The sequence below is a fragment of the Pyrodictium delaneyi genome, assembly GCF_001412615.1.
Lineage (GTDB): Archaea > Thermoproteota > Thermoprotei_A > Sulfolobales > Pyrodictiaceae > Pyrodictium > Pyrodictium delaneyi.
On sequence record NZ_CP013011.1, the window covers coordinates 1,304,315 to 1,317,471 of the forward strand.

A 13,157-nucleotide genomic window follows, 5' to 3' on the forward strand; every position below is an offset into this window, starting at 1 on the left:
CCCTCCGAGTCCATGTGTTCCAACGAGCTTCTCCCAGGTTTTCGTCCTCCGGCCCCAGTGTAATGCCTTGATGGAGCCATCTATATGTAGCTCTACCAGGCTATACTGGGCCTGGAGGCGTAGACCTCCGAGCACATCCTCTCCGCGGGAGGAGCCTGGAGCCTATGGCGCGGCTTGGCGACGTAGAGGAGAGGGTGCTGAGCTATCTGCGCGACCACCCGGGCAGTAGCCCCCGGGAGATAGCCGACGCACTAGGGGAGTCCCTGCAGCGTGTCAGAATAGCGCTGCAGAGGCTGCGCGACGCGGGGCTCGCTGCCAGGGGCGAGGAGGGCCGCTACTATGCTGTGGCCCCGGCTGTTCAGGGGCTGCCGCGGCGCGAGCTACGCCGTCCAGGGAGCTACGGGCTCCGGGGCGATCTGGATGCAGTGGTCGAGAGGCTCACTCTGCTAGAGGAGCGTGTCGAGAAGCTAGAGAGGCTAGTCGAGGAGCTGCTAGCCCGCTGCCCTCCGGGGGCCCGGAGTGATGCCGAGGGCCGGAGGAAGCCAGCCCACTAGAGCGTAGACGAGCATAGCAGCTCTCACCAGGGAGGCGAGCTCGGCGATGAGCCCGTTGTCGTAGGGCGCGGCTGCTAGGAGGAGCATCACTGCCAGGCGTGGCCAGGGCGCCGGGCTAGGTCCTCCCCGGCCTCGTAGCCTCCTTGTATACGGGACCGGGGCAGTCGAGGCAGCTAGCAGAGCGAGCAGAATGACTGGGTGCACGGGCTCTTCGGAGAGCACGCTGGAGAGCAGCACCACGGCGTGGACGAACATGGGGAGCCCGGAGAAGTAGTCTAGGCTGGGCACCGGCCTGTACACGAGCCTCCAGAACCCAGCAGCCACCAGTCCACCGGCATAGAGCGCGAATAGGGCATCCATGGCCCCTGCGGCGTCCTGAGTGCTGAGCCAGGAGGCGTAGACGACGAGTGGCGCCACTACCTGGGATACACGGTCGAGCGCCCGGTCCAGCATCTGGCCCTGGGGCGTGCTGCCGCTAGTGTGGCGGGCCACCCAGCCGTCGAGAACATCGAGAGCATAGGAGACGAAAAGGAGCCTCAGCGCAGCCTCAAGCGCGCCAGCAGAGGCTAATGCTACCGCGGCGCCGGCGGCGAAGCCGCCAGCCAGAGTTACTGTGTCTGCAAGCCTAGGCAAGGCACTAGCCTCCCCGCCTTGGTTCGGGTCTGGATGCATGTGCTGTTTATGTGATGTGTCTGCTGCCTTATAATCGCAGCCATAGCGTCCAGGATACAATACCATCTTCGGGGGTCTACCTGCAGTGTCTGCGGGGCTGCACAAGCTAGAGGCTATGGCCCGTAGCTATGCTCTCGCAGCCGTCCGAGCTGACCGGGAGGGCAAGGTACAAGAAGCGATAAGCAACTACCGCAAGGCCATAGAGATACTGACCAAGATAGTTCGCCTCTACCCCGATAACCCCCTTGCCCACGTCTACAGGGGCATCATACAGCAGTACCGTAAACGCGTCGAGCAGCTGGAGAAGCTCGGCGTCCCCGCAGCGCCGACGGAGGCTGAGCAGCTGGAGGAGTGGATAGTCACAGAGAAGCCCAATGTGAGGTTCAGCGACATAGCTGACCTCGAGCACGCTAAGCAGGCTATAAAGGAGGCAATAATCTACCCCGTCAAGAGGCCGGACCTCTTCCCCCTAGGGTGGCCCCGGGGCATTCTCCTCTTCGGGCCGCCAGGCTGCGGTAAGACTATGCTAGCAGCGGCTGTGGCAAACGAGGTCGATGGTGTCTTCTTCAGCGTAGACGCGGCGAGCATTATGAGTAAGTGGCTCGGCGAGGCGGAGAAGAAGGTCAAGATGCTCTTCGAGAAGGCCCGGCAAGCGGCGAGAAACGGTAAACCCGCGATAATATTCATTGACGAGATAGATGCACTCCTCGGGGTACACGAGAGCGAGGTGGGTGGCGAGGTCCGTGTACGCAACCAGTTCCTAAAGGAGATGGACGGCCTCCAGGATAAGAGCAATAAGCTTCACGTCTACGTGATAGGCGCCACTAATAAGCCGTGGAAGCTCGACGAGCCCTTCATACGCCGGTTCCAGAAGCGTATATTCATACCCCCGCCTGACATCCGTGCCCGTGTTGAGCTATTCAAGCTCTACACTAAGAGCCTAAAGCTAGCACCAGACGTGGACATAGAGAAGCTGGCAGAGATGACTGAGGGCTACAGTGCGAGCGACATCAAGGACATTGTCGTGGAGGCACACCTACGCACGGTCAGGGAGCTATTCGAGCAGGGAGGCGGCGAGGGCGAGCCACGCCCGATAACCATGCAGGACTTCATTGAGGCGATAAAGGCCCGTCGCCCAAGCATAACACGGGAGATGATAGAGGCCTACCAGAGGTGGTACGAGCAGTTCCGAGGCTAGCCCTCTACGCTACACTATACATACTGAATATCATTCTTCCCTCATGCCCTGCATTATCCCCCGCAGCTATAGCCACGACGTCCCAAGGAGCACGTGGAGACAGAGAAAGGCATAACACTGTATGACTACCCTGGCATGTGCTCATCTTACCAGATGATTACTTCTCTATGAAGTGCTCCCCTCTTCTTTATTCTGCACAACCGGAGCCTAGGCTGCGGGGCACCACATCTCGGGCAACGTGGCTCCGCGTCTCCTTCCTTTGCATAGACCCTAATTCCCCAGGGCTTCCGGGAGACTAGGGGCGAGCCGCAGCTGTTGCAGAGCGTGTCAGTGAGGGTATAGCTCTCGTCTGGATAGAGGTAGACGTACACTCTGCCCTTCTCGCGCAGCTTTTCGACAAGCCGGTAAGCCTTGTCCTCAACGCCCTCGGCTGGTAGTACGTGTATCGGTGTCTCGGGGTAACGCTCGGCGAGGTCACCTACTACAGCCTGGCTGCGAGGCGAGCCGTCAAAGGGCACGTGGATCTCTATGATGTCGAATACTCTGTGCGCCTCTCGCAGCGCCTCGGCTACGTGGTCTGGCCGGGGAACCTGCTCCACAGCCAGGAGGTACTCGAAGACTAGCCCGTCGAAGCCCATGTCGTGGGCTTGCCGGAGCCGATCTAGGGCTAGGAGGCCAGCGGTGCGGGCGAGCACGTAGCGTAGCCCAGGCACCTCCCTGCGGAGTATCTCCGGGAGTTGTAGAGCCCAGTCTTGGACTAGAGGCTCTCCGCCGTCGAGCAGGAAGACGCTCGGCTCTATCACTCGTAGCCGGGATAGCTCACGCGGGGCTAGCTCCCGCTGCTCAACGGCACGTGGGTCCGTGTAGTCGCGCCAACTGCAGAGCCTGCATCTCCAAGGCGAGCCGGCTAGCATTAGGCGGGCAGCAGCTCCGCCGGGGCACGTGTGGGCTAGGGGCACGTCCTCGACCCGTAGGACGCTGAGCCATAGAGCCCTCCAGGGCGCCTCGTCGCCGCGCTCCGGGTCTACGACGCCACAACTGCTCTTGCCGCGGCAGTGTAGGGCGCAGCGTGCACACACGGCCTCTGTCAATTGTCGCCCTACCTCCGGTAGAGCCATTTCTCGTCCCGATACTTCTCGACAAGCTTCTCGGCTAGTTCCCGTTCCTCCCTTGTGAGCTTGTCTATCTGTATAGTGTCGTAGCCTAGGGCGCGGCGGAACCCCTCCACGAGGGCTAGCGCAGCCTCCCACTTAGCGGGACGGCGGCCGAGGAGCCTCTCCACAGTGGTGACCCGGTCCTCTATGCCCCGGGCTCTGTGGCTCTCCAGCTTCACCCGGGGAGCTCTCAGCAGCCGCGCCATCACTGCGAGGTCGGCGGCGTATAGCAGGGTGCCGTGCTGTAGCAGCGCCCTCCGGGCCCGGGCCTGCGCGCTCCCAGATATCTTCCGGCCCCCAGCAACCACGTCGTTCACGGGCTTGAACTCGGCCACTACACCGAGGACCCGCAGTGCCTCGACTATGCCGCTACAGACTATCCGGTAGCTTTCTGCGACGTCCCGTAGCCCCGGGATGGAGTCGAGCCTTAGCGCTATCGAGTAGGTCACCTCGCCCCCTGGGTCGTGGTAGACGCTCCCGCCGCCCGTGAATCTCCTGACGACCTCCACTCCCATCCTCCGGGCCTCCTCCATGTTGACGCTGGTTTCGAGCCTCTGGAACCGTCCAATCGTCACGGCGGGCGGGTTGAACACGTAGACCCGGAGCGTATCCGGTATAGCGTCTTCGTCGCGGAGCCGGAGCAGAGCCTCGTCCACAGCCATCTGCCACGCGGCCGGCGAGCCCTCTAGGTCGAGAACTACCCGCAATACTCTAGCCATGGCGTCTCCCCGCGACTCTTACCGCCGGCTCTAGCCCCTCCCTGAGATAATTACGTGTACAGCCTAGTGGCCCTTTATGCAAGTCTGGATGCAGTGTACAGCAGCCACTCTATCTTCGTGAGCAGCGGATACCGTTCCCTTCTGGACGCACTCGGCGCCGGAGATAACACCGAGGAGGCGTGGCAGCTCCAGCCCTGGGGGACGGTGTAGAAGTGCTAGTACGCGCCTCGCTCGGCACACTAGCAGTGCTAGGCCTGGAGAGAGTCCGGCTAGCTGCACGGCCTACTACAGCCTATCTGCTCCAGTACAGTCCCGGGGGCTGCATAGCGCGCTGCATGTTCTGTAGCCAGTCCGCGCCGGCGCGGACGCCCCGGCGGCTGCTGGGCAGAGTCACGTGGCCTGTGGTTGAGCTGGAGAAGCTCCTCGGGGCCTGGAGGAGGGGATTGTTCGCCCGGGTCTGCCTCCAGACTGTGCTCCGCCCGGGCTTTGCTTGCGAGGCAACCGAGATACTCGAGAAGCTGCGCAGAGCCGACCCCGACATCCCGGCGTCGGTCACCACTACGCCGGTCGAGGACTGGGTGCTCCACGAGTGGCGCCGCCTCGGCGTAGACACGCTTGGCGTAGGGCTCGACGCTGCCTCGCCTCGGGTCTTCCGCGAGGTAGGCAAGCCCTACACATGGGACATGTATATCGACTTCATACGCAGGGCTATAGGCGTCTACGGCCGCGGCAGAGTCTATGCTCACCTCGTGGCAGGGCTCGGCGAGACACCCAGGGAGATGCTCGAGGCCATGAAGACCCTCTACGCTATGGGCGCCAGGGTGGCGCTCTTCAACTACACCCGGCTCCCCGGCAGCCCCCGGGCCTTCCCCGGGGTGGACCCGGCCACGTACCGTGTCTACCAGCTCGCTCGGCTCCTACTCGAGCACGGCCTCGACCCGCTAGACTACATCGACCCCCGGCCCCCGCTACGGTTCACCAAGAAGCCACCGCTAGACCCCCGCTACGGGCTGCTGACTAGCGGTTGTCCCGGCTGCAACAGGCCATTCTACAACGAGCCACCCCGTGGCCCCATCTACAACTATCCCTCCATGGAGCTGCTCCGACGCGACCGGGAGGCGGTAAAGAGACAACTAGAGGAGATAGGTCTAGGTGGAGGAGAGTGACCAGGCTAAAGGCCTTCCGCATGATCCGCCGCTTCACCGAGGTAAGCCTCACCGGCGCCAGCTGCCCACTAAACTGTAGCCACTGCCGCGGCCGCTACCTAAAGGGCATGACCCCCGTGCCGTCGGGGCCCCGCGGTCTCCTCCAGCTCCTCGAGAAGCTCAGCCAGCGCGGGGTACGCGGGGTCCTCGTGAGCGGCGGGCTCCGGCCGGACGGCCGGCTCCCCCTCGAGCTCTACCTCGACCAGCTCCGCGAGGCCCGGAAGAGGCTAGGCCTCGTGATCAACCTCCACCCCGGCTACGAGGACCGCCCGCGGGTGCTCGAGCAGCTCCGTGACGCAGTCAACGTGCTGGACTACGAGCTCAGTCTCAGCCCCGAGATGATCAAGGGGGTGCGCCGGCTCCCCTTCAGCCCCGAGCATACGGTCAAAGTAATGGAGGCCATGATGGAGCACGGCCACGACGTGGTACCCCACATCTTCCTATGGCACCCCTGGAGCAGCCCAGAGCTGCTAAAGAAGGAGCTAACCATAGCGGCCGACCTAGGCGCCAAGCGGGCCACATTACTCGTCTACATACCCCCGCCCGGCGAGCCCCAGCCACCCGCCGAGAAGCTCGTAGAACTGCTACGTCTAGCCCGCAGCCTCTGGCCGGGGGAGCTAGCTCTAGGCTGCATGAGGCCATACAGCGTCAAGCCAATATTGGATCGCGCTGCGGTAGAGGAGGGCCTAGTGGACAGGATAGCGAACCCAAGCCCCCGCGCCCTAAGAGAAGCCAGGGTAGAGCACACCCTCTATGATGCCTGCTGTAGCCTACCCGAGAACCTTCTATCAAGGTTCCGTGTCAAATAGCCCCAGATCTGCATCACTGCTATACGCATGGTAGTGTTGGTCTACCTTAGCGGTACATGTACTTAAATCGTATTGGTAGGAATTCATTGCCGTGATATTGCCCCAGACAGTCAGCTAATCAATGCCTTTAATTGTAATACCACTTCTAGGATGGGTTGGCTAGGTCCTCAACTGAGTCGAGTATGAAGGCTACGGGGAGTGCTAGGAGGATGCGCTCCTCGGGCCCCACCAGGTTCCTAATGGTATCGCCTAGGAGGGGGAGGTGGTCGAGGTAGGCTATCACCGGCTTGTCGCCCTTGCCGGCTATCCTCCAGTACCGCTTTGCATCCTTCTCGGTCAAGCCGCGTCTCTCGCTGTACAGCTCCCCGAGGCTCCCGGCCTGTATCCTTTCAATAACAGCCTCCGCCGTGGGCACGAGGAAGTCTAGAGCGCTGTACCCGGCTATCCTCATGTGGAGCCTTGCGTCCTGCAGCCCCAGAGCCGGGCCACGGACCACATGTATGACGAGCCCTGCCTCCTCCAACACCCTGTACGCGTTGCCCGTGACGAGCAGTGGCGATGCGTAGACTAGGCTCAGCAGCAGCGACTCAACTAGTACACGCGGCACATCAGCATCGGCTAGTGCCTCGGTGGCGCGCCTCGCCGCAGCAGCGAGCCTCTCGGTAGGGTAGCCTAGGACGTGGAAGGGCTTACCGCCCAGGAAGCGTTCAAACACATCCATGGCAGCCTCTACGAGGGAGGGTGCGACGCCCAGGTCGCGATAGCGGAACCGGCGGGCAAGCCAGCTAACATAAAGCTCGTGGTCGTCGTCCTCGAGCCCCGCGTAGACCCCGCGTAGGTTCTTGACGAGGTACACGTAGCCGGGTAAGCCCTCCAAGGCCAAGACCAGCCAGCCGTTACATATTGACACCCTGGCTGAGAGGGTCTAAGCATTAGCGCTTGCAGCCGAGCTTCAGAGTCTCTCCGTGGCACGCCGCGGCGCGGTACAGCTAGAGAGCAGAGGGACTACACAATGATCTATAGGGCTACATATACACGGGGCATTGCGTCTGTATGTCTACAAGCTATTGGCAAGGAAGGAGGACTATCATCGGCCCCCTAGGGCCCTCCAGGGAACAGTGTTGTCCTCCCGTAGAGGGTAGGGAGGGCTAGCACCTCCTCAACGGCATACTGGTAGCAGGATCCTAATATTATTGCTATATACTAAGCCTCGGAGCAGCTTCTTTTGCCTGCATGGGTGGATGCGCAATGAAGGTCAACGGCTCCGTCTTCATAGTAACTGGCTCTAGTCGAGGGATAGGCAGGGCGATAGCCCTAGAGGCTGCTCGCCGCGGAGCAGCGGGCATTGTAGTGAATTATCTACGGTCAAGGGAGGCGGCGGAGAAGGTTGCGGAGGAGATACGGGGTCTTGGCGGTGATGCTCTGGTTGTTGGCGCCGATGTGTCCCGGTGGGAGGAGGCTCGGCGCCTAGTAGAGGCAGCAGTGGGGCGCTGGGGCCGCGTAGACGTGGTGGTCAACAACGCGGGGATCCTGGAGCCTAAGCCGTTCCATGAGATGGAGCCACGGGACTGGCAGAGGATGATAGAGGTACACTTCTACGGCGCCTTAAACGTCGCCCGGGCAGCCCTACCCTACATGATGCGGCAGAGGAGAGGAGTAATAGTCAACATATCCTCTGTGCTCGGGCTCCGCCCCGAGCCCCTTACGAGCCACTACTCAGCTGCCAAGGCTGCGCTGATAGCCTGGAGTGTAGCAGCCGCCAAGGAGCTAGCGGAGTACGGGATACGTGTCTTCGCCGTGGCTCCCGGCGGTGTGGACACCGATATGGCGCGGGTCTGGGGCGACATGGACTGGGTCGAGGAGGAGATCCCCCTGGCCCGGCTAGCCCGGCCCGAAGAGATTGCCAGGCTAGTTCTAGACGCAGTAGAGAACCCTTACATAACGGGTGACGTGCTCACTATTAGTGGTGGGCTACTCTAAGCCCGCTTTCTAAAGTTTTAGGCAACAGTATGTGCGATAAATTGTAGTATACTATGCTGGCAATGTCAGACCTGCCGCAATAGAATAGGTTATAACTCTTATGACCCCCAGGCGCAGTGCCCTACACTGCTCTGGGGGTGCCGGGCCGCTGCCCTGCCTGGAGGTGGTTTTTAATGACCGAAGAGTATGGCGTCGAGGGGCGCAGGAACATAAGTGTAAGCGAGTCGGTGTACAGCGAGGTGGCTAAGATAGCTCGTCGTGAAGGCCTCAAGGGCGCCGGCGAGGCTGTTGAACGGCTTGTAGAGTTCTACCGGCTCAAGCTGGGCTCCGACCCCGGGCTTGCGGTCGAGCTAGTAGCAAGACTGCTCTTCAACGGTAAGAAGCCGGGCGAGATAATTGAAGTCATTCTCCAGGGTCGTGGCTCGAAGCCGTTAGTATACCTCACCTATGACGTGGAACAGGTGGCAGGAAAGCCCGGCGAATACCGTGTACGTCTCATACCTGCTGTAAACCCGCTGGCTGTACTAGAATCGTACTGTACTAGAGGAGAATGCGATATCGAAGGCCTTAATGCCGATATAACGGCGGCTAGTAACCGTGCCAACCAGCTTGTAAAAGAGTTCCTGAGGAGGAACACGGCTATCAGACTCCTTCTCGACAAGCTGGGTATTAGTGTGGAGTGTGCATTCCTTAAGTCGGACTGGGAGCTCAAACGATTCCGATTACTAGTACCGGCAGAATTATTCAGAAGCATCAGCAATAACAGTACTAGTTCCGAAACAAAGTCTGCCGGCCAGTATGCTGAGGGGAACCAACATACAAACCATACTGGGTCGAGTCCACGGAACCCTCTAGGTCTATACACGACAGTACTCAACCACGGAGCAACTTTAGAATCCATATCAAGACTACAGTAGCGACACCATAGATAGTCGTGAGATGCATCCCCCGGGGCTCTTGTTGGCAACCCTGTACAGCCACTCCAAAGCAGCGGCAGGGCAACGTAATGCCAGAGGGATTCAACATACTAAGGGATTGTGAATAGAGCTGCTAGGAGTCTAACTCTAGCACGGCCTCGCGAATCCTAATACTATTGACTCCGCATCCCCTTCAACGTCTACCTCCACATAGTTGTTTTCGATAACAGAGCTTCAAGTTTCGAGCGGTTCTCCACGAGCCTCTGTAGCCTCCGGTGATGGGCGCGCAGCGCCTTACGAACCGGGGAGGGGTAGTAGTCGAGCATGCTGCAGAAGGGCTCGAACACGGGGAGGCTGCAGATGTACCCGTTGAAGCCCTGCCAGGAGCCGTCTCCGCCCTGTTCGAGCCAGTAGACGTACTCGTGGAGTGTAGGCCGTACCAGTACCGGCTCCTCGACGGCGAGCCATTCCAGGCAACAGCTACGGCCTGGTCTGTACCAGTGCGCTAGCCGGGGCAGTAGAGCGTCCTTGCACGGCGCGTAGACGGCGCCGTAGCGCTGGGCCAGGGCCTCCAGCGCCATGTGCATCCTCTCTCGCCACGCGGGCCCAGGGTGTAGTAGTGGTTCTCGGCCTGGCTCCTCGCCTAGCTGGTAGCCCTCCCACCCGGCGCTGGGCACCCCTGCGCCGAGGAGCTTGTAGAGCGCCTCGAGGCCCCTCTGGGTCTCTCGCAGTGGCTCGGCTATGAGCCCCCGGGCGCCCCTCTCGAGGGCCTCAGTAGCTGCGCGTAGGTGCCACTCCTCAAGCCCGGGCACCAGGGGCTGGACACGGACGACGACCGGCACGCCGTGCCTGGCGAGGGCCTCTATGGAGTCGAGCCTCCTGCTCGGGGGCGGCGCCCCGGGCTCGAGGAGCTGAGCAGGTCCTTCGGGGAGCCCCAAGGTCACTTGCACCAGGACGAGCCGGTGCTCGGCCAGGGAGAGCAGAAGCGCGAAGACCTCGGGGTCGCCGGCTACGTCACCCCTCGTGTTGAGCACTAGGGGCACCCTGTAGCGGAGCGCGGTACGCAGCAACGCCTTCACTACGCCTGGTACGGCGCCGCCCCGCTGCTGGAGAGGATCCGAGAGCGTAGCCAGCCGGAACACCGGCCGGGGTAGCTCTTGCATCCTCCTGGCAATCTTCTCGAAGACCCTGGGGAGCCAGGGCTTAGCCCAGGGCGGCCCGGCGCCGCGGTACCAGCGCGCGTAGCAGTATGTGCAGCCGAAGCTGCAGCCAGTGAAGGGCTCTAGCCGGAGCACAGAGTAGCAGAGCGACGAGATGTAGCTGCTAGGCTTTATCCCCAGCTCCATCCACTCGACCACGTAGGGTACCCCGTCGCACCTCTTATAGAGCAGATACGGCTTTCTATAGGCTGGGGAGACTGGGGCTGGTTCTCTGTGCAACAATCAGAGTTCGAGAAAGACGTAGAGACCATTGCAGAGCTAGACAGGGCGGTAGCGCGTATCCGTGAAGCCCGCAGTGAGCTCGAGAAAAGAGCCATTTCGGAGGCACACCGCATCGGGAGGACGATGTATAGGAGGATTGTGGAGGAGGCTAGGAGATTCCTAGAGGACTGGGCTCTAGAGGAGGTAAGGAGGCACCAGCAGCAGCTAGAGGAGCGTAGAACGACTCTATCTAGGCGCATAGAGGAGATGAAGAGGAGAGCCGAAGCACGGCTCGAAGAAGCTGCGCGCCTGATAGTCCGGGAGACCACGGGCATAGAGGTCTAGGAGCGTGTTTAGCTGCAGCGAGACGGACCTCGTTACTATCTACTCGGTGTGCGCGCCCCGGGTAGCTGGGGTAAGGTCGCGTCTACTCACCGTAGACGAGATAACGTTCCTAGAAGCATCTACATCGTTTAGGGATCTCCTACGGCGTCTCCAGTCTACACGTTACGGCGAGTACATTAGAAGAGAAGAGCCCAGCAACTGCAGCGAGCTAGCCTTCGCTCTCCGCACCCCATTAGTCATGGCCTACAAGAGCTTTAGGAGGATAGTCCCCGGCTACGCGCTCCCCGTCCTCGACGGGTACATGGAGAGCCACATTGCACGTAATGTGAGGCTATACTTCAAGTACACCTATACAAGTGATGAATCTGCTCTAAGGCATATAGACGCGAGGATAGAAGCCATTCAAGGATACACCGAGCTGCTGGGCGTATACCTCTCTAGGGGCTCTAGGCGAGACCTAGTAGAGGCCCTACACCGTGCCGGGCTCAGCGACTACTCAGTACGCATCAGGACGCTGGAGCCCCTCTTAGAGAAGCGTAGAGGACCCCTAGCTCTCGTCGACATAGTCGTCGAGGCTCTTAGCCTTTCTAGGCTCCTCTATAGAGCTGGCGGGCTCCCAGTAGATGAGAGGACGAGGCTAGAGAGTCTCCTAGGAATAGAGGCGATAAAGTTCGTATCACTGACTATGGCTCGTGCTACTAGGCTAGGCTTAGACATGGGGTACGTATCGACACTAATACCAGAACCTATCGGAACCATGTTGCTACTGTATTCGGAAAAACCTCTCGCTCTCTGCCGCAAGCTCCAGGTGCCCTCAACTCTCTGTAAGCCAGAGAGCCCCGGGGAGCTAGCTAGCAGGCTGTACAGCTATACCTGGAGGATAGCCTGGAGAACCAGCCTGTGGAATCAATTCAGCCTAGCTGGCATACTTGCAGCGCTGAAGCTGCTAGAGCTTGAGGTACAAAAGCTCTACAGTATTTGCATGAAGACCGTTGCGCGTGAGTATGGCTACAACTTGCTAGCTCGTTAGGATAAGGAACGCTATAGCTATACCGTATATGGCTAGGGCCTCGGCTAGTGCTGTAAGTATGAGCCCCCATACGCGTAACTCGGGCTTCTCGACCATAGCGCTTATCGAGGCAGAACCTACGAGTGCTATACCTATAGCAGCGCCTAGTACTGAAGTCGAGAATGCTAGCGAGGCTGCCAGGACGGTAGCCATCTTTACTAGACCCGGCTCAGCCGCTTCTCCGCCCGCCCCCTCAGCCGCTATAGCGGTCTCTATGAGTGGACGAGTGATGAAGAACAATAGTGTAGTCAGGAGAGCTGCTACCAGGACGAGCGCGAAGCCAGCGTAGGCGGCGGCTGTAGGGAGACTAGGGGCGTGTGTACTAGACACTATTAGCCACCATTTTAAGCAGTAATTCTTCCCCTAATATTCCTCACTTTCCGGGAAAACTCCTCCACTAGTCGAGACCAGGTTTCCTCGGCCTCGCTAGTATACTCCCTGATGATCCGCTCTACCAGCCTGTGCAGTTCCTCCTGTAGACGTTTATACCCATTATACTCGCTCATTGCTTCGAGCCCCAAGTATATCCTTGAGCACGAGTTTTATTGTAACCTCGTAACGCTCGTAATCGTCGAGCATCTCTTCAAGGTACTTTACTCGCCGCATCATCCTGGGTATATGTATGTGTTCAAGGATATTGAGTATTCTCTGGTAGAAGGCTAGCAACTCTATATCACGGAGCAGAGTCTGCTCTACACTAGCTAGCTCCACCAAGGCGTTATGTAGTCTACAGAGTCCCTCGACAACATCATCCAGTACTGGCCACGTAGCTGTAAGACTGTAGGAAGGTACGTCACTAATTCTGCATACACCCTCCCCCTTGTACCGGGGAACACCATAACGTATATGCTCCCTCAACACTATGAATGATGAGCCTGGTTGTGCACCGACAATCTCGCCGGGGCTGGACTCCCCATACGCCAAGAGGTAGAGCTGGTAGAGATCCCTGAGCTTATGTTCTATAATGCTGCGTTTTTCCTCTAGCTCCCTTATCGAAGTCATTATCTCGCTTAGTAGTGCATCTCTAATCCTCTTAACTACCTCGTATGCCCTCCTGTAATACTCTAGTTGCCGGCGAGCTGTTAGCAGCTCGGATCGATTGATACCCATTCCT

General features: G+C 59.8%; 15 protein-coding genes. 8 read left to right on the forward strand and 7 right to left on the reverse strand.

Annotated elements, in window-relative coordinates:
* The first annotated feature begins 164 nt into the window (after nucleotides 1-164).
* Nucleotides 165-554 carry a MarR family transcriptional regulator gene (locus Pyrde_RS06685; protein ID WP_055409280.1) on the forward strand — a complete coding sequence of 130 codons (390 nt, stop codon included), beginning with the start codon at nucleotides 165-167 and terminating at the stop codon, nucleotides 552-554.
* Here Pyrde_RS06685 and Pyrde_RS06690 read toward each other — a convergent pair.
* On the reverse strand, nucleotides 492-1,187 hold the full coding sequence (locus Pyrde_RS06690; protein WP_197272658.1) for a CDP-alcohol phosphatidyltransferase family protein: 696 nt from the start codon (nucleotides 1,185-1,187) through the stop codon (nucleotides 492-494). The two genes, Pyrde_RS06685 and Pyrde_RS06690, sit on opposite strands and share 63 nt — an antisense overlap.
* A 154-nt stretch (nucleotides 1,188-1,341) precedes the next feature.
* Here Pyrde_RS06690 and Pyrde_RS06695 point away from each other — a divergent pair, with 154 nt between their 5' ends.
* Nucleotides 1,342-2,424 (forward strand): AAA family ATPase, encoded by a 1,083-nt coding sequence (locus Pyrde_RS06695; RefSeq protein ID WP_197272757.1) that lies wholly within the window; start codon nucleotides 1,342-1,344, stop codon nucleotides 2,422-2,424.
* A 146-nt stretch (nucleotides 2,425-2,570) separates the two neighbouring features.
* On the opposite strand, the gene Pyrde_RS06700 is transcribed toward Pyrde_RS06695, so the two are convergent.
* Nucleotides 2,571-3,515: a radical SAM family protein gene (locus Pyrde_RS06700; protein WP_055409286.1), complete on the reverse strand. Its 945-nt coding sequence runs from the start codon at nucleotides 3,513-3,515 to the stop codon at nucleotides 2,571-2,573.
* An 8-nt stretch (nucleotides 3,516-3,523) separates the two neighbouring features.
* A complete protein-coding gene (locus Pyrde_RS06705) occupies nucleotides 3,524-4,297 on the reverse strand; it encodes a lipoate--protein ligase family protein (RefSeq protein WP_055409288.1) in 774 nt (257 codons plus the stop codon).
* Nucleotides 4,298-4,476: 179 nt separating this feature from the next.
* Between Pyrde_RS06705 and Pyrde_RS06710 the strand changes: the two genes are divergently transcribed.
* Both Pyrde_RS06710 and Pyrde_RS06715 read left to right on the forward strand, forming a co-directional pair.
* Nucleotides 4,477-5,463 (forward strand): LipS2 family lipoyl synthase, encoded by a 987-nt coding sequence (locus Pyrde_RS06710; RefSeq protein WP_088172104.1) that lies wholly within the window; start codon nucleotides 4,477-4,479, stop codon nucleotides 5,461-5,463.
* Nucleotides 5,460-6,311 (forward strand): LipS1 family lipoyl synthase, encoded by an 852-nt coding sequence (locus tag Pyrde_RS06715; RefSeq protein WP_055409289.1) that lies wholly within the window; start codon nucleotides 5,460-5,462, stop codon nucleotides 6,309-6,311. The genes Pyrde_RS06710 and Pyrde_RS06715 overlap by 4 nt, the downstream gene beginning before the upstream one ends.
* 145 nt (nucleotides 6,312-6,456) lie before the next feature.
* On the opposite strand, the gene Pyrde_RS06720 is transcribed toward Pyrde_RS06715, so the two are convergent.
* Nucleotides 6,457-7,194 (reverse strand): hypothetical protein, encoded by a 738-nt coding sequence (locus tag Pyrde_RS06720; RefSeq protein WP_143522240.1) that lies wholly within the window; start codon nucleotides 7,192-7,194, stop codon nucleotides 6,457-6,459.
* Between the two features lie 365 nt (nucleotides 7,195-7,559).
* Here Pyrde_RS06720 and Pyrde_RS06725 point away from each other — a divergent pair, with 365 nt between their 5' ends.
* Entirely contained in the window at nucleotides 7,560-8,291 is a 732-nt protein-coding gene (locus Pyrde_RS06725) for an SDR family NAD(P)-dependent oxidoreductase (RefSeq protein ID WP_082419528.1), read from the forward strand.
* 173 nt (nucleotides 8,292-8,464) lie between these two features.
* Nucleotides 8,465-9,208, forward strand: a complete 744-nt coding sequence (locus Pyrde_RS06730) for a hypothetical protein (RefSeq protein WP_055409295.1) — start codon at nucleotides 8,465-8,467, stop codon at nucleotides 9,206-9,208.
* A gap of 200 nt (nucleotides 9,209-9,408) precedes the next feature.
* Here the strand turns inward: Pyrde_RS06730 and Pyrde_RS06735 are convergent, their stop codons facing one another.
* Nucleotides 9,409-10,566, reverse strand: a complete 1,158-nt coding sequence (locus tag Pyrde_RS06735; protein ID WP_143522239.1) for an SPL family radical SAM protein — start codon at nucleotides 10,564-10,566, stop codon at nucleotides 9,409-9,411.
* Between the two features lie 75 nt (nucleotides 10,567-10,641).
* Here Pyrde_RS06735 and Pyrde_RS06740 point away from each other — a divergent pair, with 75 nt between their 5' ends.
* Both Pyrde_RS06740 and Pyrde_RS06745 read left to right on the forward strand, forming a co-directional pair.
* Nucleotides 10,642-10,974 carry a hypothetical protein gene (locus tag Pyrde_RS06740; RefSeq protein WP_055409299.1) on the forward strand — a complete coding sequence of 111 codons (333 nt, stop codon included), beginning with the start codon at nucleotides 10,642-10,644 and terminating at the stop codon, nucleotides 10,972-10,974.
* A 4-nt stretch (nucleotides 10,975-10,978) separates the two neighbouring features.
* On the forward strand, nucleotides 10,979-12,004 hold the full coding sequence (locus Pyrde_RS06745) for a V-type ATPase subunit (protein WP_055409301.1): 1,026 nt from the start codon (nucleotides 10,979-10,981) through the stop codon (nucleotides 12,002-12,004).
* Here the strand turns inward: Pyrde_RS06745 and Pyrde_RS10690 are convergent.
* Both Pyrde_RS10690 and Pyrde_RS06755 read right to left on the reverse strand, forming a co-directional pair.
* Entirely contained in the window at nucleotides 11,993-12,373 is a 381-nt protein-coding gene (locus Pyrde_RS10690; protein ID WP_156328025.1) for an ATP synthase subunit C, read from the reverse strand. The genes Pyrde_RS06745 and Pyrde_RS10690 overlap by 12 nt on opposite strands.
* Before the next feature lie 162 nt (nucleotides 12,374-12,535).
* Nucleotides 12,536-13,153 (reverse strand): V-type ATP synthase subunit D, encoded by a 618-nt coding sequence (locus Pyrde_RS06755; protein WP_055409303.1) that lies wholly within the window; start codon nucleotides 13,151-13,153, stop codon nucleotides 12,536-12,538.
* Nucleotides 13,154-13,157 lie beyond the last annotated feature (4 nt).

Excerpts from the sequence above, each read along its gene's own strand:
- Pyrde_RS06685 (WP_055409280.1), top strand. The coding sequence starts at position 165 with ATGGCGCGGCTTGGCGACGTAGAGGAGAGGGTGCTGAGCTATCTGCGC.
- Pyrde_RS06695 (WP_197272757.1), top strand. The coding sequence starts at position 1,342 with ATGGCCCGTAGCTATGCTCTCGCAGCCGTCCGAGCTGACCGGGAGGGC.
- Pyrde_RS06705 (WP_055409288.1), bottom strand. The coding sequence starts at position 4,297 with ATGGCTAGAGTATTGCGGGTAGTTCTCGACCTAGAGGGCTCGCCGGCC.
- Pyrde_RS06725 (WP_082419528.1), top strand. The coding sequence starts at position 7,560 with ATGAAGGTCAACGGCTCCGTCTTCATAGTAACTGGCTCTAGTCGAGGG.
- Pyrde_RS06730 (WP_055409295.1), top strand. The coding sequence starts at position 8,465 with ATGACCGAAGAGTATGGCGTCGAGGGGCGCAGGAACATAAGTGTAAGC.
- Pyrde_RS06755 (WP_055409303.1), bottom strand. The coding sequence starts at position 13,153 with ATGGGTATCAATCGATCCGAGCTGCTAACAGCTCGCCGGCAACTAGAG.